This window comes from Roseovarius aestuariivivens (assembly GCF_004761875.1).
Classification (GTDB): Bacteria; Pseudomonadota; Alphaproteobacteria; order Rhodobacterales; family Rhodobacteraceae; genus Roseovarius; species Roseovarius aestuariivivens.
The window spans coordinates 404,376-429,030 of the sequence record NZ_SJEY01000001.1; the positions used below are offsets into that span (position 1 = coordinate 404,376).

The window sequence follows — 24,655 nt, forward strand, 5'->3', positions numbered from 1 at the left end:
ATCAGTCTTCCATCGCCTCCAGCTCGTCGATGAAGCCGGAGATCATGGAAAGCCCCTTGTCCCAGAAGGCCGGATCGGTGGCGTCGAGGCCGAAGGGGGCCAGAAGCTCGGAGTGGTGTTTCGAGCCGCCCGCGCGGAGCATGTCGAAATACTTGTCCTGAAAGCCCTCGGGGTTTTCCTCGTAGACGGCATAAAGCGCGTTCACCAGCCCGTCGCCGAAGGCATAGGCGTAGACGTAGAAGGGCGAGTGGACGAAGTGGGGGATATAGGCCCAGAAGGTCTCGTACCCGTCCATGAAGTCGAACGCCGGACCGAGGCTTTCGCCCTGCACCGACATCCAGAGATCGCCGATATCTTCGGGGGTGAGTTCCCCGCCGCGCCGGGCGTCGTGGAGTTTGCATTCGAAGTCATAGAAGGCGATCTGGCGGACGACGGTGTTGATCATGTCCTCGACCTTGCCCGCCAGCAGCACCTTGCGCTCTGCATCGTCCTTGGCCCCATCCAGCATCCGGCGGAACGTGAGCATTTCGCCGAAGACCGACGCGGTTTCCGCCAGCGTGAGGGGGGTGGAGGAGAGAAGCTCGCCCTGATCGGCGGCCAGCACCTGATGGACGCCGTGACCCAGTTCATGGGCGAGCGTCATCACGTCGCGCGGTTTGCCGAGGTAGTTCAGCATCACGTAGGGGTGCACGTCGGTGACGGTGGGGTGCGCGAATGCACCCGGCGCCTTGCCGGGTTTCACGCCCGCGTCGATCCAGCCTTTCTCGAAGAAGGGCGTGGCCAACTCGCCCATCCGGGGATCGAAGCCCTCGTAGGCCTCCATCACCATGGTGCGGGCGGTGGGCCAGTCGATGGTCTTCTTGGCCTCGATGGGCAGGGGCGCGTTGCGGTCCCAGACCTGCATCCGGTCGAGCCCGAGCCATTTGCGCTTGAGCTCGTAGTAGCGGTGGCTGAGTTTCGGGTAGGCATTTACGACCGCGTTGCGCAGCGCCTCGACGACCTCGGGCTCCACGTCGTTCGAGAGGTGCCGCCCGGTCTGGGGGGTGGGCATGCCACGCCAGCGGTCGATGACCTCTTTTTCCTTGGCCGAGGTGTTGTGCACGCGGGAAAAGATGCGGATGTTCTCGCCGAAGACGCGGGCCAGCTCGCGCGCGGCCGCTTCGCGCCGGTCGCGGTCTTGCTCGGTCAGCAGGTTGAGCGTGCCCTCGATGCCAAGCTCTTCGCCGTCGACGTGAAATGTCAGGCCCGCGATGGTCTCGTCGAAAAGCCGTTCCCACGCGTCGCCCACGACGCCGAGATCGTGCAGGAATTTCTCCAGCTCGTCGGACAGCTGATAGGGCTGCATCGCGCGGATGCGGCGCAGGACGGGCGCGTAGCGGGCGAGATCGGCGTTTTCAGCATAGAGCGATTTGAGGTGATCTTCGTCCAGGCGGTTGAGTTCGAGTGAGAAGAAGACCAGCGGCGTGGTGTAGGTGGTGATCTTCTCCTGACAGTCGGAGAGGAACTTGGTGCGCCCGCCATCGGTGGATTTCTGGTGATAGCGCAGGCCCGCGAAGGACATGATCCGGCCCGCGATGTTGGAAATCTTCTCGTCGCGCTGAATGCACTCCAGAAGGCCGGCGGCGTCGAGATCCGCCAGCTTGCCTTCGTAATCTGCCGCAAAGGACGCGCAGGCCTCTTCCAGCCAGTCGAGATCGCGCTTGAGCTCCGGCGCGTCTTCTCCGGTGTAGAGATCGTCGAGATTCCAATCCGGCAGATCGCCCAGATCCTTGCCGCCGCTTGTCTCGTGGGCGTCGAAGACAGGTTTGATGGTCATGGGCCGCTCCTCTTGTTCCGTTTTCGATGAGGTAATGCGCAGATCGAGCGAAGTACATGGACCGAACGGATTTTCGAGCAAAAAATTGGCCAAGATGCCCGCGAATCCCTTAGTATCGCGTGGGCAAGGGCGTGCGTCTGGCCCGAGTCTGTCAAAAATTAAGGGGAGGTTTTGATGTCTGACATTGCAAAGAATCCGATTGTGATCGGCGCGGGCTGCGGTCTTGCGGGGCTATTCGTGGGGGCGATGTTGGCCACCGCGACGGTCAATACGAAGATCGCGGATGGCGTGAAACGCTCTGTCGCGAGCATGACCGAGGCGGTCGAGGATGATAGCGGCGAGGCTGTGGCCGCGCTTGCCGAGCGGATCGAGGCGATGGAAGCCACGCTGGCGGAAAACGCGGCGAGCCTGGAAGGTCTGGGCGCGCAGGTGTCGTCGGATGTGGGCGCGCGGGTCGATGCGCTGGGCGCGCAGGTGAACGAGATCCGCGAGAGCCTTGGCGCGCAGATCTCCGAGACGGGCGATGCGCTGGGCGCGCAGATTTCGCAGACGGCCTCGCAGGTGTCGCAGGCCGCGTCCGAGCAGGCCGCGGAGGCCGAAAGCGCCGTGGAGAGTGCGGCCGAAAGCGTCGAGGCCGCGGCGGAGGAAACCGCAGAATCGGTGGGGCTTGACAGCGCGGGTGGCGCGCTGGGCGTGGGTGAGACCGCGCGGCTTGCGGATGGCGCTGTGCGTGCCTTTGTGCAGCGGTTCGATGCAGAGGCCGGCATGGCGGTGCTTTCTGTCAACGGGGAGAGTTCCGAGCTTGCCGTGGGCGAATCCGTCGTGGCGCGCCACGAGGGCGGCGCATGCCGCGTGGGCCTGGGTGCGGTGACCGCGGAAGGCGTAGAGGTCACGTCGGATTGCAATGTAGAGGCCGGCAGCGACGCGCTGGGCGATGCCTATGGCGTTGGGTCTGTGGCACTTTTGGGCGACGGCAATCTGCGGGTCTTCGTGTCGGGCATTCTGGGCGGTGACGTGCGGCTGGCGATCAACGGGCTGACGACCGAGGTCGTGTCGGTGGGCGACACGGTGGAGGTCGAGACCGAGGGCGGCAGCTGCGCCGTGACCGTGACCGGCATTCGCGACAACCAGGTGTCGATGACCGGCGACTGTGGGTAAGCGAGGCGCGTAGGGCGTGCTTTAGCGCGCCTTACCCCTACCCCTTAGCCATACCGGTTAGCCATACTGGGCCAGCATCTCGTGCAGATCGTCGAGCGTGTTGGCCTCGTCCACCGGCTTGTCGTGGCGCCAGCGCTTCATGCGGGGAAACCGCAGCGCGACGCCCGATTTGTGGCGCGGGCTTTCGTGGATGCCTTCGAAAGCGATCTCGAAGACATGTTCGGGTTTCACCTGCCGGACGGGTCCGAACCGTTGCAGCGTGTTCTTGCGCACCCAGGATGTGATCTTGCGGAACTCGGCGTCGGTCAGGCCGGAATAGGCCTTGGTGAAGGGTACGAGGTCATTGCCCGCGCGCACGGCAAAGGTGAAATCGGTGAAGAGATTGGCGCGGCGGCCATGCCCTTGCTGCGCGTAGATCATCACCGCGTCGATGGTTAATGGATCGAGCTTCCATTTCCACCAGTCGCCTTTTTTGCGACCCGCATGGTAGGGGGACGCCCGGCGCTTGAGCATAAGCCCCTCGGCGCGGGCCTCGCGCGCCCCCGCGCGGGTTTCGGCCAGCGCGTCCCACGAGGTAAAGGACAGCTGCGGGGACGGGCGCAGGGGCGCTTCGGGCGGAAGATCTTTCAGAAGCGCGTCAAGTTTGGCGCGGCGGGTGTGAAACGGCGTCTCGCGCAGGTCCTGCCCGTTCTCTTCGAGCAGATCGTAAGCCAGCACGATCACCGGCGCGTCCTTGAGCAGTTTTTTCGGCACGGTCTTGCGCCCGATGCGTTTCTGCAGGTCGTTGAAGGGCAGTGGGGCCGCGCCGTCCCAGGCGACGATTTCGCCATCGATCACGATGCCGTCGGGCAGGTGATCGCGGGCGCGGGCCAGCTCGGGGAAGCGGTCGGTCATCAGCTCTTCGCCGCGCGACCAGACGAAATGCTCGCCCCCGCGGCGGATCAGTTGGCCACGGATGCCGTCCCACTTCCATTCCGCCATCCAGTCTTCGGGCGGGCCGAGTTTCTCGGGCGGGGTCTCGTCCAGCCCATAGGCGAGGCAGAAGGGATAGGGGCGCGAGAGATCGGCGCTGGCGTCCGGGGCCTCGATCAGGCGTTCCCAAGAGGTGGTGTCGGGCGTCCAGTCGCCCATCAGGCGGTGCGCCAGTTCGGCCTCGTCGCGACCTGTCGCCCGGGCCAGCGCTCGGGTCATCAGCTTGCGCGAGATGCCGATCCGGAAGCCGCCCGTGAGCAGCTTGTTAAAGACAAGTCTTTCGTGAGGCTGCATCTGGTCCCAGGCATCGAGAATGGCTGCCCTGCGGGCGGGCTCGTCGGCGCGGTCGAGCGCGCGGAGGCGGGTGATCCAGCCGGTCAGGCTTTCGTCATGGTCGCGCGCGGGCGGGGGTAGGACGAGGGCGATGGTCTCCGACAGGTCGCCGACGATGGGATAGCTTTCCTCGAAGAGCCAGAGCGGGATGCCGGCACGCTCGGCGGCCCATTCGCGCAGCTTGGTGGTGGTGATCGCGCGGCGCGGGCGGCGGCCGGAGAAAAGCGCCACCGTCCAGAGCTTGTCGTCATCCGGGGCGGTGGCGAAATACTCGGCCAGGGCGGCGACCTTGGTGTTTGTCTTGGTGGTCTGGTCCAGCGTGGTATAGAGCGCGGTGAAGCGTTTCATGCCGCGTCGTCCTCGTCAGTCGCATCGAGGCTTTCGCCGGTGAACTCGGTCGGGACGACCTGCGCATGATACCCTTTTTCATTCAGGTATCGCGCGAAGATATCCGTATAACCATGTGTAGCATATACATTTTCCGCGCCAGTTGATTTGATGGCCTCAAGCAAGCCGGGCCAGTCGGCGTGATCGGAAATGACAAAGCCGCGATCCACGGCGCGCCGCCGGCGCACGCCGCGCAGGCGCATCCAGCCCGACGCGAAGCCGGTGGAAGCGGGCCGAAACCGCCGCGCCCAGGTGCTGCCGAGGGCCGAGGGCGGCGCAAGCACCAGCGCGCCCGGGTGATCCTTTGCGGCAAGATCCGGTGTGACGTGGATCGTGTCGGGCAAGACAAGCCCCTGGGCGCGCAGGACGGCGTTGGTATTTTCCACCGCGCCATGGGTGAGGATGGGCCCGATCGAGGGATCGAGAAGCGACAGCACCCGCTGTGCCTTGCCAAGAGAATAGGCCCCGAGCAGGGAAAACTTGCCCTGCGCGGCATTCTCGGCCCACCACGTGTTGATCTGCTGCGCGGCGTCGGCCTCGGGCGTCCAGGTGAAGACCGGCAGGCCGAAGGTGCATTCGGTGATGAAGCTGTGGCAGGCTACCGGCTCGAACGGTTCGGACAGGCGGTCTGGCGCGGTCTTGTAATCGCCTGAGACGACCCAGACCTCGCCGCCGACCTCGACTCGGATCTGGGCAGAGCCGGGCACATGGCCCGCCGGATGGAACGACACGTCGGCCCCGCCGATGCGGCGGGTTTCGCCATAGCCGATTCCATCGAGCGTGATATCGCCCAGCCGGTGGCGCATCACCGGCCCGGCCGCATGGGTGGCCAGATACGCCCCATGCCCCCAGCGGGCGTGGTCGGCGTGGCCGTGGGTGATCAGCGCGCGATCCACTGGCCGCCACGGGTCGATGAAAAAGTCGCCGGCCGGGCAGTAGATGCCCTGGGGTCTGAATTCGAGAACCATGCGCCAAGGATAGCGCCGCGCGCCGAGACGGCCAGAGCATGCCCCTTGCGGGTTGGCCGCAGCGCGATAGTCTGGCACCCGTCAGGCGGACAGGGGAGAGCCATGCGATTTGTCAGATACGGAAACCCGGGCGAGGAAAAGCCCGGCATGTTGGATGCCGCCGGAAAGCTGCGCGATCTGACCGGCGTGGTGCCGGACATTGCGGGCAGGGTTCTTGCCTCTTTGCCGCGCGTCGACCCCGAGGCTTTGCCGGTGGTCGAGGGCGCGCCAAGGCTGGGGCCGCCGGTGGGGCAGGTGGGCAAGTTCATCGGGATCGGGCTCAATTATTCGGATCATGCCGCCGAGGCGGGCATGGACATCCCCGAGGAACCGATCGTGTTCATGAAGGCCACGTCGAGCATTTGCGGCCCCGAGGACGAGGTGCGTCTGCCGCGCGGATCCACGCACGGCGACTGGGAGGTCGAGCTTGGTGTGGTGATCGGCAAGCCCGCGTCCTACGTGAGCGAGGCCGAGGCGTTGAGCCATGTGGCGGGCTATTGCGTGGTCAACGATGTCTCGGAACGGCATTACCAGATGCACCGGTCGGGCCAGTGGACAAAGGGCAAGAGCGCCGACACGTTCGGCCCGATCGGGCCGTGGCTTGTCACGCCGGACGAGGTGGGCGACCCGCAAAACCTTGAGATGTGGCTGGATCTTAATGGCGAGCGGATGCAGACCGGCACCACGGCGACGATGATTTTCAGCGTGGCGCAGATCGTGTCGCATCTCAGCGAGTTGATGAGCCTTCAGCCCGGGGACGTGATCGCCACCGGGACGCCGCCTGGGGTGGGCATGGGGCAGACGCCTAAGCGATACCTTGCTGAAGGAGATATAATGGAGTTGGAGATTCAGGGGCTGGGCCGCCAGCGTCAGACCGTGGGCCGGGCGTAGCCGCCACGCGAGCGAAAAAGCGCGCCAGGGTGACGGTCAGGTGCCGGCGGGTGGCCTCGCCTTCCATCAGCACCTCGTGGCGGGCGCCCTCGATCATGTCGAGCCGCGCGCCGGGCCAGCGCGAGATGCGTTCCCGGATGCGGCCCGGGTCGACGATATCCTCTTCGGTGCCGAGCAGCGTCAGGCAGGGCAGCGCAGGCGAGGGCAGACGCGAGAGCGCGCGGGTTTCGCGCAACGCCTCGTACAGCCAGCGCAGGCTTGGACCGCCGAGGCCGAGGCGCGGATCGGCGCTGACCTGACGGATCATGTAGTCATAGCTTTCGCGGTCGGTCGTGAGCTTGTTGGTTTCGAAAGGTTCGGTCAGCACGTAGCTGGTCGAGGCCGTGCCGGGGGCATAGACATGATCAAGCCCGACGCCCCGGCTGCTCCAGGACAGGGACCACGCGACGGGGCGCAGCGGACGCGAGATGCGGATGCCCCACATCGGGGCCGAGAAGGCCGCCGCCGTGACGGGCAGGCCGTTCATCACCGCGCGCAGGCCGATGCAGCCGCCCATGGAATGCGCGAGCAGGTACCACGGCTTGGGCAGATCGAGCGCCGCTGCGGCGTCGCACATCGCGGCGACGTCGCGCTGGTAGTCGGCGAAAAGATGGACGTGCCCGGCCATCTCATCCTCGGTCAGCCGGTCGGACAGGCCCTGTCCGCGCCAGTCGATCGCCAGCGTCGCAAGGCCGTGCGACGCGAAATCGGCGGCGATACGACCGTATTTCTCGACATATTCTGTGCGGCCGGGAAAGAGCAGCACGGTGCCCGACGCCGTGTCCTGGGGCCGCCATGCGGCGGCACGCAGACGCACGCCGTCATCGGCGTGGATCCAGAAGGCGGTGCCGTCTTCGGGGCCTTCGGCGAGGTCTGCGTAAAGCGGCGCGGTGTCGTGACCCATGCGGTACCTCAGCTCAGGACAGCGCCGAGTTTCATTGCCATGCCCATGTCGCCATCGACGCTCAGCTGGCCGGACATGAAGGCGGTGGTGGGGTCGAGATCGCCCGAGAGGATCGATTCGAAAGTGCCGGCATCGGCGGTGAGTGTCACGTCGGCGTCGCCATCGCCCGCGCGGGCGCCATCGCCATCGACGATGATCTCGCCTTCGCCTTCGATCACGAACTTGGCAGAGCCATCGAGACCGCCATCCATCTTGGCATTCAGGGCCTCGACCGCCGCATTGATCATGTCGCTCATCTTTTTCCTCCAGGATTTGATCGTCCGGGGCTTTGATTCCCGAACGAGAACGCTAAACTCATTCCTGTTATGAGCGTTCAGACCCGACTTCTCAAATCTATCGTTGCGGCACTTTTCGCGACAGTCATGTTTTCCTTACCTTCCGCCGCCGAAGAATCGCGGCTGGAGCGGTTTTTCGCTGAGCTGGCGGCTGCCGAGGATGCCAAGGAGGCGCGCCGCATCGCCAAGGAAATCGAGTTGGAATGGACGCGCTCGGGCTCGGCCTCGGCGGATCTTCTGCTCAAGCGTGGGCGCGACGCTCTGGAAGCGGGGGACGTGGCGGCCGCGATCGGGCATCTCACCGCGCTGACGGATCATGCGCCTGAATTCGCCGAAGGCTGGCATACGCGCGCCATGGCCTTCGCCGATGCCGAGCTTTACGGCCCGGCACTGGCGGATATCGAGCGCACGCTGGCGCTGGAGCCACGACATTACAACGCCATGGCGAGCCTTGGCGGCATTCTGGCGCAATCGGCCCGGCCGAAAATGGCGAAAGAGGCCTTCGAGCACGCGCTGGCCCTGCATCCCTTTCACGAGGATGTCTTGCAGGCCATGGAGCACGTGAACCGCGAAATCGGCGGCAGGGACCTCTGACAGGCAAGCGGGAGATGGCCGATGGCCGAGCAGTCGAGGATCCTCGCGGTCCTGGGCCCCACCAATACCGGAAAGACGCATTATGCCATCGAGCGGATGCTGGGCTACCGGACCGGAGTGATCGGCCTGCCGCTGCGCCTTCTGGCGCGGGAGGTCTATGACAAGATCGTCGCCGTGCGCGGCCCGTCGGTGGTGGCGCTGGTTACCGGCGAGGAGCGGATCGTGCCCCCCAGAACGCAATACTGGGTCTGCACGGTCGAAGCGATGCCCGAGGGGATGGGCGCGGATTTCGTCGCTGTGGACGAGATCCAGTTATGTGCCGACCCGGAGCGCGGGCACGTGTTCACCGACCGGCTTTTGCGGATGCGGGGCCTGCGCGAGACGCAGTTTCTGGGTGCGCACACCATGCGGGGCGCGATTGCGGCGCTGGTTCCGGGCGCGGAGTTCCTGAACCGCGAGCGTATGTCGCAATTAACCTACACAGGTTCGAAAAAGCTAAGCAAGATGCCCGCACGGAGCGCCATCGTGGGGTTTTCGGTTGAGAATGTATATGCCATGGCCGAGCTTCTGCGGCGCCAGAAGGGCGGCGCGGCGGTCGTCATGGGGGCGCTGAGCCCGCGGACACGCAATGCGCAGGTCGATCTTTACCAGAATGGCGAGGTCGATTACCTGGTGGCGACGGATGCCATCGGCATGGGGCTCAACCTTGACATCAACCACGTGGCGTTCTCGTCGCTGTTGAAATTCGACGGGCGGCGTATCCGGGCGCTGGCGCCCAACGAGCTGGCGCAGATCGCGGGACGCGCGGGGCGCGGCATGTCGAGTGGCACGTTCGGGGTGACGGGCGAAGCGCCGCCCCTGCCGGACGATATGGCGCAGGCCATCATGGACCACCGATTTACCCCGATCCGCAAGCTGGAGTGGCGCAACGCCGCGCTGCAGTTCGGGCATCTCGACGCGCTTGTCGCCTCGCTCGAGGTCAAGCCCGAGGACGAATGGCTGGTGCGGGCGCGCGAGGCGGACGACCTGATTGCGCTGCGCGCGCTGGCAGAACACGGCGAGGTACGCGCCCGCGCCAGCGACGGCCCGTCGATCCGGCTTTTGTGGGATGTATGCCGCGTGCCCGATTTTCGAGGCATCAGCCATGCCGAGCACGCCGGCCTTTTGGAGAAGATTTTCAACGATCTGCACGAACACGGCCGAGTCTGCGAAGCGTGGCTGGCGCGGCAGGTTCAGAGAATTGACCGCACGGAAGGGGATATAGATACGCTTTCAAAGCGTTTGGCCTATATCAGGACGTGGACTTACGTTGCGCAACGAAAGGGCTGGGTCGCCGATGAAAGTCATTGGCGCGCAGCCACGCGCGCTGTAGAAGATCGCCTGTCAGACGCGCTTCACGGGGCGCTGACCCAAAGATTTGTGGACCGGCGCACCTCCGTGCTTCTGCGCCGGCTCAAGCAGAAGGAAGCCATGGTGGCAGATGTAAACGACAAAGGTGAAGTGACGGTCGAAGGCGAGTTCGTCGGGCGGCTGGAAGGATTTCGGTTCCTTCAGGACAAGACCGCGAACGGGCAGGAGGCCAAGACGATCCAGGCCGCGAGCCTGCAGGCGCTGGCGCCGCATTTTCACCTGCGCGCCGACAAGTTCTATAACGCGCCAGACACCGAGATCGATTTCACCGAGCAAGGTGGCCTGATGTGGGGCAAGGAGGCCGTCGGCAAGCTGACGGCCGGGTCCGACGCCCTCAAGCCGCAGGTCGTGGCCTTTGTCGACGACGCCGCAGGCGCCGAGGTGATGCAGAAGGTGCAACGCCGTTTGCAGCATTTCATCGACCGCAAGATCGCTACGCTGTTCGAGCCGCTTCTGAACATCCAGCGGGACGAAGAGCTGACCGGCGTGGCGCGCGGTTTCGGCTTTCGGATGGTCGAGAATTTCGGTGTGATCCCCCGCGGCGAGGTGGCCGAGGAGGTCAAGGGCTTGGACCAAGACGCGCGTGGGCAGTTGCGCAAGCACGGCGTGCGGTTCGGCCAGTTCACGGTCTTCATGCCGCTGTTGCTGAAGCCAGCGCCGACGCGGCTTCGCCTTGTGCTGTGGTCGCTGTCCAAGGGGCTGGACGAGTTTCCCGAGGCGCCGCCGCCGGGCCTTGTTACCGTACCGTCGGGCACGGCGACGCCGCCGGGCTATCATTCGATGGCCGGCTACCGCGCCGCCGGAGAGCGCGCCATTCGCATCGATATGCTGGAACGTCTGGCCGACATGCTGCGCGCCGAGGATAGCCGGGGCGGGTTCGAGGCGAGCGCCGACATGCTCTCGATCACCGGTATGACGCTGGAACAATTCGCCGATCTGATGCAGGGGCTTGGCTACAAGGCCGAACGTGGCGAGCGGGAGAAGGTCAAGACCGTCGACCAGGCCCTGGCGGAGACGCCGGCGCCCGCAGACGAGACCCCGGTGGAGGCCGCGCCCGAAGAGGCCACGCCCGAGGAGGCCATCGCGGAGGGCGGGATCGTCGACGATGGCGTGGCGCCCGTGGCTGAGACGCCGACCGAGCAGGGCGAGGTGCCCGCCGAGGTGCCGGCCATGTCCGAAACCGAGATCGAGCCCGGGACCGCGCCGGACGCGGCGGCGGAAGCGCCGGAATTGGAAGTCTTTTATACCTTCACCTGGGCCGGTCGCCCGGCCCGTGGACGTTCGGAGGGCGAGCGGCCGCGCGGGCAGCGCCCGGCCGGCAAGAAAGGCAAACCGGGCGGCAAGCCCGGCAAGGGCAAGCCGCGCCGCGATGACGGGCCGAAGAATTATTCTTCCAAGCCCGCCAAGAAAGACAAGATCGATCCCGACAACCCGTTCGCCGCCGCGCTGATGGGGCTCAAGGACAAAAGCTGAGCCCCGTGCAGGAGACGCCCGACCGGATCAGGCTGGACAAATGGCTGTGGCACGCGCGGTTTTTCAAGACGCGCGGGCTTTCCGCCAAGCTGGTGTCGGGCGGGCATGTGCGCGTCAATCGCGAGAAAGTGTCCAAACCCGCCCATGCCGTGGGCCCGGGCGATGTCCTGACCTTTCCGCAGGCGCGGGGCGTGCGGGTGATCCGCGTGCTGGCCATCGGCACGCGGCGCGGTCCCGCGACAGAGGCGCGCAGTCTTTACGAGGACCTCGATCCACCCGAGGCGCGGCCGCGCGAGATTGTCCCGAGAAATCCAAGCTTTGAGGGAAAGGGGCGCCCGACCAAGCGAGACCGGCGCAAACTAGATCTCAACCGCTCGGAGACGCTTGATTGATCGGCGTGACTGAATTAGGTCACTGCACGTGTCGAAGATTGTGAGACCCAAATGACCTATGTCGTGATCGATAACTGCATCGAGTGCAAATACACCGACTGCGTAGAGGTGTGCCCCGTAGATTGTTTCTATGAGGGGGAAAACATGCTGGTGATCCATCCCGACGAGTGCATCGATTGCGGCGTCTGCGAGCCAGAATGCCCCGCCGACGCGATCCGGCCCGACACCGAGCCCGACATGGAAAAATGGGTCGAGTTCAATCGCAAGTATTCTGAGATGTGGCCGGTGATCATCACCAAGAAAGACCAGATGCCCAATGCCGAGGACCGCGATGGCGAAGAGGGCAAGCTGGACAAGTATTTCTCGGAAGCGCCGGGCGAAGGCGGCTGAACCGATTCGTTCAGGATTGCGCCTGTCCGCCCTAGATTTTTCGGCGGGTTTCAGCCCGTAAGTCCTTGAATTTCCGTAAGGACATGGGCCCTGCCACCGGATGTTCTTTCGGAAGGGCGTTTTTTGTGGTATGATGCCGCTGCAAATGTAGAAGAAAACACATATATCCATCTGCCCACGCTGACGCATGGGGGTGGATTTCTTTGCGCCTGATGCAGGATATCCCGGCACGTGACCGGGTTGGGGGCAACCGGCGCGAACCACAGGAAGCTTGTGAGGAACATCTGAATGAGCAAGTCGAAGAAGTCCGAATTTCGTGCGGATGATTACGTTGTCTACCCGGCCCATGGCGTGGGACAGATCGTGTCGATCGAAAAGCAGGAAATCGCGGGTATCGAACTGGAACTGTTTGTCATTTCTTTCGAGAAGGACAAGATGACGCTGCGGGTTCCGACCCATAAGGCGGTCGAGATAGGCATGCGCAGCCTGTCGAGCCCCGACGTGGTGTCGAAGGCGATGACAACGCTGAAAGGCAAGGCCAAGGTCAAGCGGGCCATGTGGTCGCGCCGGGCGCAGGAATACGAGCAGAAGATCAATTCCGGCGACCTGATCGCCATTGCCGAGGTCGTGCGCGACCTGCACCGGTCGGACGATCAGCGCGAGCAGAGCTATTCCGAACGCCAGCTTTACGAAGCGGCGCTGGAGCGTCTGACGCGCGAAGTGGCCGCTGTCAGCGGCGGTGACGAAACCCAGGCGGCCAAGCAGGTCGACGAGGTTCTTGTTTCTCGCGCAGCCTGAACCTCAGGTAAGCTAGGAAAGTAGGCCGTGCCTTGGCGCGGCCTTTTTCTATGCGATGAGCGCGGTCAGAACGGCGATCTCCGCAATCTGCTGCGCCGCGCCGAGGATATCCCCGGTCTGCCCGCCGATCTTGCGCCGCGCAATGACCGCCACGCAGGCCGTCGTCATGACAGTCAGCGCCATGGCGAGCACCGCCTGAGGCCCGAGACAAAAGAGGGTGCCAACAACCGCCAGGGCGAGCGCGAGCGCTGCGGTGGGCCAAGGCGCGCGACCGACGCTGTGAGAGAGGCCCGTGTCGCGGGCATGCGGCAGGCCTGCCATCAGGGCGGGCATCACGGCGCGGGACAAAAGCGCGGCGGCCACGAGCGCGGGCAGAACGAGAGCTACGCCCATCTCAAAAAGCATGAAAAGCGCGGCCCATCTCCATGACAGAGAAAGAAAAATCGCGATGACGCCATAAGTGCCTATATGGCTGTCTTTCATGATCTCGAGCCGCCGGTCGCGCGTCCAGCCGCCCCAAAGCCCATCGGCCGTGTCGGCCAGCCCGTCCTCGTGCAGGGCGCCAGTGAGAAGTGCCGAGAAAGTCAGCGTTATCAATGCACAAAAAGGTGATGCTAATCCTATGGTCGAGGCAAAAAGCCCCGCGCCACCGGCCAGCAACGCCACCGGAACGCCCGCCAGCGGATAGGCCCATGCGGCGCGGCCTCCACGAGCCATGTCAACCGTGCCGGGCACCGGCAGCCGGGTCAGCAGCGACAGCGCCACGGCAAGATCGCCTGCGCGCAGGAGGGCATCGTCGTTTTTCGACATGGAAAGGGCCTTTTCGGCTGTGCCGGCTGGTTTGCCTGCGATACACGAAAAGCCGCAATTCATGCAACGGGGGCCGCGATGACGCAGGATTTCGCCAGTGTTCAGGAATTCTTGCAGCTGATCCAGAGGCTGCCCGGTCCGGTCGCGGAGGCCGCAGAGGCCGCGCGGCACCGCAATGCAGAGCTAACCAAGCCGCCGGGTGCGCTTGGCCGGTTGGAAGACCTGGCAATCTGGTATTGCGGTTGGCGCGGTGACGCGCGCGCGCGTATCACCCGGCCACAGATCGTGGTCTTCGCGGCCAATCACGGGGTGACGGCGCAGGGCGTTTCGGCCTTTCCTGCCGATGTCACCGCGCAGATGGTGGCCAATTTCCGCGCCGGGGGCGCCGCGATCAATCAATTGTCCGATTGCGCGGGGGCGGTTCTGTCGGTCGAGGCGCTCGCGCTTGACCAGCCGACAGAGGACTTTACTCAAGGTCCGGCCATGGATGAGGCCGGTCTTTGGGAGGCGTTGCGGACCGGCTGGCATGCCGTCGATGCGGCGGCGGATCTTCTTGTCGTGGGGGAGATGGGGATCGGCAACACGACGGCGGCCGCGGCAATGGCCTGCGCGCTTTATGGCGGGACGGCGGCGGACTGGACCGGGGCGGGCACCGGCGTCGAGGGCGACGCCCTTCGTCACAAGGCATCGGTTGTCGACCGGGCGGTGGCGCGGCATGCGCGCTGCCGCGAGGACGGTCTGGAGGTGTTGCGGTGCCTCGGCGGGCGCGAGATCGCGGCGATGGCGGGGGCGATCGCACGCGCCCGGCTGTTGCGCATCCCGGTGATCCTGGACGGGTTCATCTGCACCGCCGCCGCGGCCTGTCTAGAGGTGGCGCGCCCCGGCGCGCTGGACCATGCGGTGGCAGGCCATGTGAGCGCTGAAGGGGCGCATGCAAGGCTTTTGCAGGAACTGGGCAAGGCCCCCTTTTTGTCGTTGGGCATGCGGCTTGGCGAGGGGTCCGGCGGGGCGCTGGCCATCGGGATCGTGAAGGCCGCTCTGGCCTGTCATTCCGGTATGGCGACCTTTGCCGAAGCGGGCGTCGCGGAGGGCTGAGGCGCCGTCGCAGTGACCAGTGCGCTCAGGCCTCGTTGCGATCGTCGTCGTCGTCGGGAATGGAATCCGCGGCCGCCTCTTCGAGCTGCGACAAGAGCATGGTCTCCAGCTGGCCTTCAAGCTCTCGGGCGCGGCGGATATAGGCGGCATTGTCGGTGGTGGGAATATTCGGATCCCACAGGGCGGCCAGTTCGCGGACCGAGTTCCGATCATGCTGATAGAAGGTCTTCTGCACCTCGGCGGCCTCGAAATCGCTTAGCCCCATATTTTCCAGCACGTAACGCCCCGCGCGCAGGGAGCTGTCAAACAGCTCTCGCACGATGTCGTCCGCGCCCGCCTGATAGAGGCGGAACACATGGGTGCGGTCGCGCGCCCGTGCGACGATGTGCAGATCGGGCCGTTCGCGCCGAGCGAAGGCGACGAGGCGGGTGGTCGCGTCGGGATTGTCAAGCGCGGCGACCAGCACGCGCGCCTCGCCCAGCCCGGCCGCATGCAAGAGTTCAGGCCGGCCCGGATCGCCCAGGAAGGCCTTGATCCCGAAGCGCCGCATCCGCTGGATCGCGGCAAGATCGTGGTCGAGCACCACGGTGTCGAAGCCCGACGAGCGCACCAGCCGGTTCACCACCTGCCCGAAACGTCCGATCCCGGCGATGATGACCGGGCCCTTGGCGTCGATTTCGTCGGGTTCATGGGCCTCGGCCAGTTCGGTCGTGCGGCTTGAGATATACTCGAAAAGGATGAAGAGGAGCGGCGTGATCAGCATCGAGAGCGCCACCACGAGGAGGAGTGTTTCGCTCATCTGCGGGGGGATGACGTTTTGCTGGTTGGAGAAATTGATCAGCACGAAGCCGAATTCGCCCGCCTGCGCGAGGCCGAGCGTGAAGAGCCAGAGATCGCGGCCGCGCAAACCGAAGATCCGACCCAGAACGTAGAGCACGCCGCCCTTGATCACGATCACGGCGAGCGCGAGGCCCATGACCGGGAAAAACTCGGCGAAGAGGGTCGAGAAATTGATCCCGGCCCCGACGGTGATGAAGAAAAGCCCCAGAAGCAGGCCCTTGAAGGGTTCGATATCGCTTTCCAGCTCGTGCCGGAATTCGGACGAGGCGAGAACGACACCGGCCAGGAACGCGCCCAGAGCGGGTGAAAGGCCCACCAGCGACATGACGAACGAGATACCGACGACGATCAGCAGCGCCAGCGCGGTATACATTTCGCGCAGCCGGGTGGCGTGGATGAAGCGGAAGACCGGCCGGGTGAAATAGACGCCCATGACGATGATACCGGCCACCGCGCCGAGCGTGACCAGCGTGACGCCCCAGCCCGGCAGGCTTTGGATGAAGGACTGCGCGGCCTCGTGCGCGCCCTCGGAATGGGCGCCTTTCTCTCCCTCCGAGAGGCGCGACAGTGTCTCGCCGAGGATCATGTCGGGCGTCTTGGGCAGCGCCAGAAGCGGCAGGAGGGCCAGCATCGGGATCACGGCGATATCCTGCGTGAGCAGCACCGAGAAGGTCGAGCGCCCGCCGCCGGTCTGCATCAACCCCTTTTCCGACAGGGTCTGCAGCACGATCGCGGTCGAGGACAGCGCGAAAACAAGGCCGATGGCCAACGAGATCGACCAGTTGTACCCCAAGAGCATCGTACCGCCCATCACCAGCGTCGCGGTCAGCGTGATCTGCAGCCCACCGAGGCCCAGAAGCCTGTGGCGCATATCCCAGAGAGCGCGCGGTTCAAGCTCGAGCCCAATGAGAAAAAGCATCATCACAACGCCGAATTCGGCGAAATGCTGAAGTTCTTCGGCGGCGTGCCCGCCGAGAAAACCCGGGACCTGACCGATGGCGATGCCGGCGGCAAGATAGCCCAGAACCGAACCGAGGCCCAGCCGCGCGGCGATCGGTACTGCGATCACGGCGGCGGCAAGAAACACTGTGGCCTGAAAGAAAAAGCCTTCCATGATGTCCTCTGATGCGGGGCGGCTGAAACCGACTATGCGCGGCACCCGCGGAGGATGCAATGCGCCGGTCCGCGCCGGGCCTGTCCTTGGTTACGAAATTGCCCGGAGGTCTAGCCGCGCGGCATCTTCAGCACGACGGACCGGCCCGATTTGACGTAGCGCAGTTCGCTTGTGCCGATGGCGGACACCCGCCCGCCATCGAGCCGGTCGCCGATCTTGACCTTCTGGTAGCGGCCATTGGCGAGCCGGACGAGCGCCCGGCGGTCCGAGGCGGTGCCGTAGACACCGATGAGGTTCACCCTGCGCAGGCTGAGCGCGTTGCGTTCTGTCGCAGCGCGCGCAACGGTGGTGGCGGTCGGTGCCGAAGGCGCGACGCGCTGGGCCGCCGGTACGGGCGTCGCGGTCTGGGTTTCTTCGGCGCGCTGGACGATGCGGGCGAAATTGCCGGGTCTCGGCTTTGGCTTGATCGACAGGGCCACGGCCTGTGCCGTTGCCCCGGCGAAGGGATCGACGGCTTCGGCGACGGCCTCCTGGATCGTGTCCGCGTCCGGTGAAACGAGCGCCGCGGTCGAGGCTGCCGCCGCCTGCTGGGCCAGCTCCTGCGCGCTTTGCGGGCGCAGGCGGGGGCGCAGGACGGCCAGTTCGGCACGGGTGCGCCCGCCAAGCCCGAGCTGGCCGCGTTCGTTTTGTTCGCTCAGATCGCCGGGCCGGGGCCGGGGGCGGATTTCAACAAGGCGCGCCAGCGCGGGATCGGCGAGAAACGCGGTTTCGGGATCGGCTGCGGGCGGGGCGGGCCGAGGCGGCATGGCCACGGGCGGCTGACCGGCATAGACGCGCACCCCGTCGGGCGTGAGCGCACCCTCGGGCGTGGCCCGCACCAGTCCGCGCTGGTCGAACTCGAAGGTCGTGCCGGGCGCGGGCGGCAGGCCGGGCGTGGCCGGGCGACGATCGCCCATGAGGCTGTCCGCGCCGGGCAGGGCGACGGCGTCCTGTTCGATCACTTTCGGGTCGATCGAAGTGAGGTAGAAATCGTCGAGCGAGAGCACCTCGGGCGCCCGGGGGGTATCGGGTGCGCGTTGCCAGATACCGGTGACCGCATAGCGGGCGCGGGCCTCATCCGGGCTCAGGCGCGAGGGTTGCGCGGCGGGCAGAGGATCGCGCGCGGGATCCTCAGCGTCGATCAGGCTGTCATCGGGCAGGGCCGCAAGGCGGGTGTCCTCGTCCGGCGCGGTCTGCGCCGGATCGGGCGGGGTGGTCAGGACCTCGGCGAGCGGAGCGCTGTCAGGCTCGGGCTCGGGTGTGGCCGCGATTTCAGTTTCGGGATCGGACCGCAGCAGGCGCGCGAGCCCGTCATCGAGAAAGATCGATGCCCACGCGGCGACGCCGACGAGAAAGAGCAGGAGCACCGCGGTCAGGATCAGGCCCAAAAAGCGTGGCTTCCCCCCCACCCGGGCGGGTTCGCGCGCCCCGAAGATCGTCATACGCTGCTTTTCGTCCTGCGGCTCCAGCGGTTGGGTCGTCGCGGCGGCGGCCGGAACAGGCTTTGCCGGCCGCGCGAGCGCGCGTTTCAGGCTGGCGGTGCGCCGGGTGAAGAAGGAGGGCGCGGCGGGGCCTGATGCGGGCTCTGGCGGAGGCGGTGCGTCGGAAGCGACACTCTCGGCAGTGTTTTCCGCGCTCAGCCTGTCGGCCTCGGTGGGGCGCAGCGACGCCCCGATCCGTGCCGCCACGGTATCGGCGACGGCGCTGTCCGGGGTGCCGGTGATCTGCGGCGCGTCCGGCGCGGGCGCCGGCGGCACAGCGGTGACGGGCGGTTCCTTGCGGGACGGCTTGGCCGGTGCGGGCGCAGCGGTCGTGTCCCGGGTTGCCCCGGTCAGGCGCGGGGTCTTGGCGGGCGTGTCGTCGCGGCGCGCGCGGATCGAACTGAAGGCGACGGCGGGGGCTGGTTCGCCCTCCGATACAGGTGCCGCGTCGGCGGGCGCGGTGCCTGTGTCCGGCGCCGGGTCGGGCTCGGGCGTTGGATCGGGCTCGGGCGCCTGCTCCGGCTCGGGCAGCGGCCGGTCCTCGACTTCGACCACCGGTTCGCTGGGCAGGTCGCGCGCGTCGGACGGTGCGGCGTCGGGCAACTGAGCCGCGCCGATGATGCGGATCGCCGCCGTGTCGCGTTCCACGAAACCGCCCTTGGGCAGGACGTTTGCCGCGTTGGCGGTTTCGCCGAACCAGGGCTCGCCCACGAAATCGCGGGCCTCGGGGATGGCGACGAAGGCGAGCGGGTTGAAGCCGTGTTCGAGCGCGAAGGCCTCGGCCTCGGCCAGAGTTTCACGCGCGGCGGCGGCGACGTAGACCTGACCGGCGCTGATCGACCAGTCATAGGCCAGGTCGTCGATCTTATAGGGCGTGGCCCCGTCCAGCGCGCGGGCCACCGCATCGCCGATTTCGTCGGGGCCAAGCCCGTCGATATCGAAATGCAGATATTTGATCTGGTCGTTCGGGATCACCAGCTTGGTGCGCAGCCCGGACGGATCGAGCGCCTGCGCCATGTCGCGCAGCCGTGCCAGTTCACCGTGCAGATCCTCGGTGTCGAGTGCCACGTCACCCACCAGGTGCCAGCCCGGAAAGGCACGGTGCAGCACACCGATGCCATCGAAAGTAAGCGTGAGGGCGAAATTGGGTTTCATCGACAGGGTTCTAGCACCGGAAACGGGGGCGGTGACATACCGGCCCTCTGACGGTCGATTTTATAGCAGCTTGCCGCCGAGGGGAAGGAAAAGCCCCCGGCGGCATGCAACCTATGCGCTGGCTTTGGAGAGCGCCTGATCGAGGTCGGCGATCAGATCGGCGGCGTCCTCGATCCCGATGGAGATGCGCACCACGTTGGGCGCCGCACCCGCGGCGGTCTGCTGCTCAGGGGTCAATTGCCGGTGGGTGGTCGACGCCGAATGGATGATCAGCGAGCGGGTGTCGCCCAGATTGGCGACGTGACTGAAAAGCTCCAGGTTGTCGACGAGCTTCACACAGCCCTCGTAGCCGGATTTGAGCGCCACGGTGAAAAGGCCGCCTGCGCCCTTGGGACAGACCTTGGCGACCCGGTCATGGTAGGGCGAGGAGGGCAGGCCGGCATAGGTCACGCCCTCGATCCGGTCGTCCTTTTCCAGCCAGCCGGCCACTTCCATGGCGTTCTCGACGTGCTTTTGCATGCGCAGGCTGAGGGTCTCAATGCCCATCAGCGTGTAATGCGCCGCCTGCGGATTGAGCGTCATGCCCATGTCACGCAGACCGACGGCGATGCCGTGGAAGGTAAAGGCGAGCGGGCCGAAGGTCTCGTGGAACTTGAGGCCGTGATACGCCGGTTCCGGCTCTGACAGGGATGGAAACTTGTCCGAGGCGGACCAATCGAACGTGCCCGAATCGACGACCACGCCCCCCGTGACCGTGCCATTGCCGGTGAGGAACTTGGTCATGGAGTGCACGACCAGCGTCGCACCGTGTTCGATCGGCCGGCAGAGATAGGGTGTGGCCGAGGTGTTGTCGACGATGAGCGGCAGGCCCGCCTCGTCGGCCACGTCCGCCACCGCGCGCAGATCGGCGATATGCCCGCCCGGGTTGGCGATGGATTCACAGAAGACGGCGCGCGTGTCGTCGTCGATGGCCGCCTTGATGGCGTCCATGTCGTCGATATCGACGAACTTGGCGGACCAGCCGAAGCGGTGGATCGTCTGGCTGAACTGCGTGATCGAGCCACCATAGAGGCGGGTCGACACGACAATGTTCTTGCCCGGTCCCATCAGCGGGAAAAGCGCCATGATCTGCGCGGCGTGGCCCGACGAGCAGCAGACCGCGCCGACCCCGCCTTCGAGCGTGGCGACACGTTCCTGCAGGGCCGCGACAGTGGGGTTGGTCAGGCGGGAATAGATATAGCCCACCTCCTGCAGGTTGAAGAGGGCGGCGGCATGTTCCGCATCGCGGAAGACATAGGCCGTCGTCTGATAGATCGGCACCTGCCGCGCGCCGGTGGCCGGGTCGGGCCGGGCGCCGGCATGAACCTGCAGCGTGTCGAAGCCGATATTGTGAATGCGGTCGGACATGTTTGGGGCCTCCCTTTGCCTCATGTTGCCAAGAGGGTTACGGGAAAGGCCCGCGCAGAACAACTGGGGAATCGTGCGACCGTCAATCCCCGCCTGCCGCGCCTCCGAAGGGCTCTGCCGCCGACGGCACGGCGGCGGGCGTCTGGGTCGGGCCGGCGATGGTCGTAGAGGGCCCCGGCGTGGCTTCGGTTGCGGCCAGCCAGCTGTTGATCAGGATATTTCTGCGTCTTTCGGCGTCCTGGTAATCCGGGGTCGCCGACGTCTCTCGCGTGGTCCCGTCGGGCATCTTGATCCTGAAGGCGTACTCCGTTTCCGTCGAGTTGCCCGAAAGCGCCAGCGTTTCGACCACCAGCGTCGGAAAATCATAACCGCCTCTCTGGACAGTCGTGCCCGGTGACGTCTTGTAATCGCAGGCGGCCAGCAGCCCTGCAGCAAGCAGAGCCAGAAGAAGCGTCCTGAGCACGGCGAAATACCTTTCACAAAAGTCTAAGCATACACGAAACGAGGTGATCGTGCCAGTTTGGCCCCGATACGCTTGGTCTTCAGCTTGCCAACCGGCGAGGCGTGAGAGAAGTTGCTTTGGTCGAAAAGAAAAGGGTCCCACCCATGCCGCATCCATTTCACCTTGCGATCCACGTGACCGATCTCGATGCGGCGCGTGCGTTTTACGGCGGCGTGCTCGGCGCCGACGAGGGGCGATCGACCGAAACCTGGGTCGATTTCGATTTCTTCGGGCATCAGCTGAGCCTGCATCTGGGCGAGCCTTTTGCCAATGCGCCGACCGGCAAGGTTGGGGATCACATGGTGCCGATGCCGCATTTCGGCGTGGTTCTGCCCCTGCGCGATTGGAAAGCGATGGCAGGCCGGCTCAAGGCCGCGGGTTCGACCTTTATCATTCCGCCGTCGGTCCGGTTCGAGGGGGAGGCGGGCGAGCAATGGACGATGTTTTTCCGCGATCCGTCAGGCAACCCGATCGAGGTCAAGGGATTTGCCGACATGGACGGGGTTTTTGCCGCCTGAGAGGCGCGCGCGTCAGCGCATCCAGAAGCCGTTGCGTTTGATCGTGTTGCGCAGGGCCTGTTCCTTGCGCGGCAGGTTCTGCCGGTCGAAGAGCGCGCGGACCTTGTGGCCGCGACCGTGGTAGATCATGAACTTGATCGGATCGTAATTCTTCAGAAGCTTCTTGACCGGATTAGGCTTTGTGACCTCTTCAAGCACCTCGACCACCGCGTCGGGTTCGCGGGCGTAGAGCAGAGGGAACAGGCGATAGTGGCAGGACACCGATCCGTCGAGCAGCCCCTCGGGCAGCGTGTCCCGCCCGCCGCCGAGGCTGTGGATCACAAGCGGCAGCGCAACCTGGTCAAGCCAGGGATCGAATGATTGGCACACCAGCTCGGGCGGGGGATTGTCGCGGATGGCCAGCGCGTAATCGAGAAAGCGCTGTCCGAAGACATGCGGGCACTTGTAGAAGAAAAAGCCTGCGTTGAAATAGAGATAGCGCCGCCAGAATTCATCGGGCCAGCGCGGATCGAGCGAGCTTTCGAAATCCAGCCCGAACTTGTCGTAGAGGGATTTCCACGTCTGGGTGTAGCCGGGGCCGTACAGCTCGATCTCGGGCCAGGTGCCCTCGCGCCGCAAAGAGGCCGTTGGACGGTCGAAATCGAAGGGAACCTTGGAAAGCTCGCCGGTGATGAGCGTGTCGGTGTCGAAAAAGACGAATGGTTCGCCTTTCGGCAGGGCGAAGAGCGCCTCGATCTTGTTGCCGTAGGGGTAGGCCTGTCCGAAATGTTTGGACGCGAACGGCACGATCTCTGCGCCGTAGCTGTCTTCGAGCAGCGCGCGGATATCGCCGCGCATCGTCGGATCGTTCTTCCAGAGAGGGCCCGGTTGCGGTTCTGCAACGAAAAGCCGGCCTGAAAACTCCGGGCTGCGCGCGCGCAGCGACGCGGCAAAGAGCACCGCCTCGAATTGCAAGCGGCCCTGTTGGCCAACCACCATGACATGAAAATCTTGAGGTTTCGCTTTTTTCGCGGCCATACTTGCCGGGATCCTGCCTTGACTGCTCTGCCTGCCCTGCTGGCAGTATACGCGGCGCATACGACCAGGGCGAGAGGGCAGATCGCGAATTTCGGGAAGACGGGATTTCAGACATGCTTGATTGGATATTGATCGGTATCGCGCTGGCGCTTGGCGGCGGTTCGGGCGGCGAAAAGGCGGAGCCCGGAGCCGACGCGTCGGCTGCCAAGGCCGCCAGCCCGGCTTTTGCGGCCGAAGATCAAACGCCCACGGGAAAGTTCACGACCGCCGCCGAGATCAAGCAGATCATCGAATTGACCAAGCCCAACTGGGTCGCGGTGCGAGACTACAACGGGCAGGACCTGCTTTACGTCACGCATCTGTTGTCGTGGCGTTGCGGCATGCACGAATTCCGCCTGTCGGTGAATGGCGAGGAGATGGAGCCGTGGGACATGCCGCCCTGCTATCTCGACACGGCCACGCCAAACGCGATCAAGCCGGAGGTCCAGGTCTATCGGACGTTCCCGCCCGGCCATGTGCAACGCATAGAGATCGAGATTCTGTTCGACGACCTGAGCACCGCACGCGCCGCATTTTCGCGGGATGATATCCTGTTGCCGTAGGACGGCATTTTCCCGGCCTCTCGCGAAGATTGTGCTTAATCCGCGGCGGGAATGCCCATACTCTGTATACGAAGGAATATTTCGGAAAGGACAGGGGCGATGGCCAATCTTGAGGCGCAGATGCGCGAGAGCCAGGCTCAGGTGGAGGCCACGCAGGCCAAGATCGCGGAGCTGACCGCACAGATCGACAGTGCGCGGACCGCCATCGAGACGGGCGACGAGGCCGGTTTTGAGATCGAGACCGCCACGCTTGAGGACGTGCATGCCCATACCGAGGGGATGAACGCCAATATCGCGGAGCTCATCATGGGGCTGGACGACATCACCGCCGCCTTTTCCAAGGATTTCGACGAGATGCGGGGCAAGACCGGCTGGGAGAGCTTCGTCGGCATCTTCAGCGCGGCGAAGGCCGACAGCCTGCGGCAAGACCGGATCCGCACCGCCAATATCGATGACAAGTTGCAGGACCTGATTTCGAAGTCGGACGTGATCGTGCGTCTTCTGGAAAGTCAGCTGGCGATGCTCGAAGAACAGAAAGCCAAGGTCGAGGCGAACCTGTCGGAAACGCTGGATGCGCGCGAAGGGACGGTGGCCGCGCTGGAAGATGTCCGCAAGGACCTGCAGGCGCTCGACCCGAAGATCATCACGCTGGAGACGAAGATTTCCAACGAGACCGATGCCGCGGTGCGCACCAAGCTTGAGACCGAATTGGCCGAGCTCAACAGCCGCTATAACGAGATGGTGCGCGACGAGCAGGTGAAGCTAGCCAAGAGCCAGACGCTGGAGCGTTACATCGAGAAGGGCAAGACCTGGGTCGACAGCCTGCAGAACCAGGCGGCGACGCAGATGGTGCTGATCAACAAGCTGCAGACCGACACCAAGCAGCGCGTGGTGCTGTATGATGCGCTGACGAAATCGCTCAAGACCGCGCAGCAGCAGGACGTGGCGCACAGGATCAACGAGATCGGCGTGCAGACCGACAAGGAGGCGCAGACCGCCATGGCCGGCATCGGCGCGGCCACCAACACCCGGATGGCCGACATGCTGGAGGCACACGAGGATCACATGGTGTTCGCCCGCGAGGTGCTGGAAGCCAAGGCCAAGGCGGATGAGCGGTTCGCGCGGCGCTTTGCGAAGATCATCGAGAAACACGACACCAACGCCTACGGAGGGTAA

At 65.1% G+C, this 24,655-nt stretch carries 22 protein-coding genes; 11 read left to right on the forward strand and 11 right to left on the reverse strand.

Features of this window, described 5'->3' with window-relative positions; all coding sequences use genetic code 11:
* Window position 1: 1 nt before the first annotated feature.
* Window positions 2-1,816, reverse strand: coding sequence for a M3 family oligoendopeptidase (locus EZV60_RS01925; RefSeq protein WP_135501584.1), 1,815 nt, complete (start codon window positions 1,814-1,816; stop codon window positions 2-4).
* A 174-nt stretch (window positions 1,817-1,990) separates the two neighbouring features.
* Here EZV60_RS01925 and EZV60_RS01930 point away from each other — a divergent pair, with 174 nt between their 5' ends.
* Window positions 1,991-2,974 carry a hypothetical protein gene (locus EZV60_RS01930; RefSeq protein ID WP_135501586.1) on the forward strand — a complete coding sequence of 328 codons (984 nt, stop codon included), beginning with the start codon at window positions 1,991-1,993 and terminating at the stop codon, window positions 2,972-2,974.
* Window positions 2,975-3,031: 57 nt separating this feature from the next.
* Here the strand turns inward: EZV60_RS01930 and EZV60_RS01935 are convergent, their stop codons facing one another.
* Both EZV60_RS01935 and EZV60_RS01940 read right to left on the reverse strand, forming a co-directional pair.
* Window positions 3,032-4,627, reverse strand: a complete 1,596-nt coding sequence (locus tag EZV60_RS01935; RefSeq protein ID WP_135501588.1) for an ATP-dependent DNA ligase — start codon at window positions 4,625-4,627, stop codon at window positions 3,032-3,034.
* Window positions 4,624-5,634, reverse strand: a complete 1,011-nt coding sequence (locus tag EZV60_RS01940; protein WP_135501589.1) for a ligase-associated DNA damage response exonuclease — start codon at window positions 5,632-5,634, stop codon at window positions 4,624-4,626. Before EZV60_RS01940 ends, EZV60_RS01935 begins: the two co-directional genes overlap by 4 nt.
* Before the next feature lie 102 nt (window positions 5,635-5,736).
* On the opposite strand from EZV60_RS01940, the gene EZV60_RS01945 reads away from it, so the two are divergent.
* Window positions 5,737-6,564, forward strand: coding sequence for a fumarylacetoacetate hydrolase family protein (locus tag EZV60_RS01945; protein WP_135501591.1), 828 nt, complete (start codon window positions 5,737-5,739; stop codon window positions 6,562-6,564).
* Here the strand turns inward: EZV60_RS01945 and EZV60_RS01950 are convergent.
* Both EZV60_RS01950 and EZV60_RS01955 read right to left on the reverse strand, forming a co-directional pair.
* Window positions 6,479-7,507 carry an alpha/beta fold hydrolase gene (locus EZV60_RS01950; protein WP_135501593.1) on the reverse strand — a complete coding sequence of 343 codons (1,029 nt, stop codon included), beginning with the start codon at window positions 7,505-7,507 and terminating at the stop codon, window positions 6,479-6,481. The genes EZV60_RS01945 and EZV60_RS01950 overlap by 86 nt on opposite strands.
* Window positions 7,508-7,515: 8 nt before the next feature.
* Entirely contained in the window at window positions 7,516-7,803 is a 288-nt protein-coding gene (locus tag EZV60_RS01955) for an SCP2 sterol-binding domain-containing protein (RefSeq protein WP_135501595.1), read from the reverse strand.
* 69 nt (window positions 7,804-7,872) lie between these two features.
* On the opposite strand from EZV60_RS01955, the gene EZV60_RS01960 reads away from it, so the two are divergent.
* The 5 genes from EZV60_RS01960 to EZV60_RS01980 all read left to right on the forward strand — a co-directional run bounded on the left by EZV60_RS01960 (window position 7,873) and on the right by EZV60_RS01980 (window position 12,899).
* Window positions 7,873-8,436 carry a tetratricopeptide repeat protein gene (locus EZV60_RS01960; RefSeq protein WP_245306170.1) on the forward strand — a complete coding sequence of 188 codons (564 nt, stop codon included), beginning with the start codon at window positions 7,873-7,875 and terminating at the stop codon, window positions 8,434-8,436.
* 21 nt (window positions 8,437-8,457) lie between these two features.
* Window positions 8,458-11,319 carry a helicase-related protein gene (locus EZV60_RS01965; protein ID WP_135501597.1) on the forward strand — a complete coding sequence of 954 codons (2,862 nt, stop codon included), beginning with the start codon at window positions 8,458-8,460 and terminating at the stop codon, window positions 11,317-11,319.
* Window positions 11,320-11,324: 5 nt separating this feature from the next.
* The gene (locus tag EZV60_RS01970) at window positions 11,325-11,711 is read left to right on the forward strand and encodes an RNA-binding S4 domain-containing protein (protein ID WP_245306171.1); all 387 of its coding nucleotides are present in this window, start codon (window positions 11,325-11,327) and stop codon (window positions 11,709-11,711) included.
* 51 nt (window positions 11,712-11,762) lie between these two features.
* Window positions 11,763-12,101: a ferredoxin FdxA gene (gene fdxA, locus EZV60_RS01975; RefSeq protein WP_135501599.1), complete on the forward strand. Its 339-nt coding sequence runs from the start codon at window positions 11,763-11,765 to the stop codon at window positions 12,099-12,101.
* A gap of 288 nt (window positions 12,102-12,389) precedes the next feature.
* Window positions 12,390-12,899, forward strand: coding sequence for a CarD family transcriptional regulator (locus EZV60_RS01980; protein ID WP_135501601.1), 510 nt, complete (start codon window positions 12,390-12,392; stop codon window positions 12,897-12,899).
* 48 nt (window positions 12,900-12,947) lie between these two features.
* Here the strand turns inward: EZV60_RS01980 and cobS are convergent, their stop codons facing one another.
* Window positions 12,948-13,709, reverse strand: a complete 762-nt coding sequence (gene cobS / locus EZV60_RS01985) for an adenosylcobinamide-GDP ribazoletransferase (protein WP_135501603.1) — start codon at window positions 13,707-13,709, stop codon at window positions 12,948-12,950.
* A 78-nt stretch (window positions 13,710-13,787) separates the two neighbouring features.
* On the opposite strand from cobS, the gene cobT reads away from it, so the two are divergent.
* A complete protein-coding gene (gene cobT, locus EZV60_RS01990) occupies window positions 13,788-14,804 on the forward strand; it encodes a nicotinate-nucleotide--dimethylbenzimidazole phosphoribosyltransferase (protein WP_135501605.1) in 1,017 nt (338 codons plus the stop codon).
* Between the two features lie 25 nt (window positions 14,805-14,829).
* On the opposite strand, the gene EZV60_RS01995 is transcribed toward cobT, so the two are convergent.
* The 4 genes from EZV60_RS01995 to EZV60_RS02010 all read right to left on the reverse strand — a co-directional run bounded on the left by EZV60_RS01995 (window position 14,830) and on the right by EZV60_RS02010 (window position 21,303).
* Window positions 14,830-16,758 carry a cation:proton antiporter domain-containing protein gene (locus EZV60_RS01995; RefSeq protein ID WP_135501607.1) on the reverse strand — a complete coding sequence of 643 codons (1,929 nt, stop codon included), beginning with the start codon at window positions 16,756-16,758 and terminating at the stop codon, window positions 14,830-14,832.
* A 110-nt stretch (window positions 16,759-16,868) separates the two neighbouring features.
* A complete protein-coding gene (locus EZV60_RS02000) occupies window positions 16,869-19,433 on the reverse strand; it encodes a hypothetical protein (RefSeq protein WP_135501609.1) in 2,565 nt (854 codons plus the stop codon).
* Window positions 19,434-19,544: 111 nt separating this feature from the next.
* Complete coding sequence (locus EZV60_RS02005; protein WP_135501611.1) at window positions 19,545-20,840, reverse strand: O-acetylhomoserine aminocarboxypropyltransferase/cysteine synthase family protein; 1,296 nt, start codon at window positions 20,838-20,840, stop codon at window positions 19,545-19,547.
* Between the two features lie 82 nt (window positions 20,841-20,922).
* Window positions 20,923-21,303 (reverse strand): hypothetical protein, encoded by a 381-nt coding sequence (locus EZV60_RS02010; RefSeq protein WP_135501613.1) that lies wholly within the window; start codon window positions 21,301-21,303, stop codon window positions 20,923-20,925.
* A 143-nt stretch (window positions 21,304-21,446) separates the two neighbouring features.
* On the opposite strand from EZV60_RS02010, the gene EZV60_RS02015 reads away from it, so the two are divergent.
* Window positions 21,447-21,860, forward strand: coding sequence for a VOC family protein (locus tag EZV60_RS02015; protein WP_135501615.1), 414 nt, complete (start codon window positions 21,447-21,449; stop codon window positions 21,858-21,860).
* Between the two features lie 12 nt (window positions 21,861-21,872).
* Here the strand turns inward: EZV60_RS02015 and EZV60_RS02020 are convergent, their stop codons facing one another.
* Window positions 21,873-22,877, reverse strand: coding sequence for a hypothetical protein (locus tag EZV60_RS02020; protein ID WP_135501617.1), 1,005 nt, complete (start codon window positions 22,875-22,877; stop codon window positions 21,873-21,875).
* 113 nt (window positions 22,878-22,990) lie between these two features.
* Here EZV60_RS02020 and EZV60_RS02025 point away from each other — a divergent pair, with 113 nt between their 5' ends.
* Window positions 22,991-23,479: a hypothetical protein gene (locus EZV60_RS02025; protein WP_135501620.1), complete on the forward strand. Its 489-nt coding sequence runs from the start codon at window positions 22,991-22,993 to the stop codon at window positions 23,477-23,479.
* Between the two features lie 99 nt (window positions 23,480-23,578).
* Entirely contained in the window at window positions 23,579-24,655 is a 1,077-nt protein-coding gene (locus tag EZV60_RS02030; protein ID WP_135501622.1) for a coiled-coil domain-containing protein, read from the forward strand.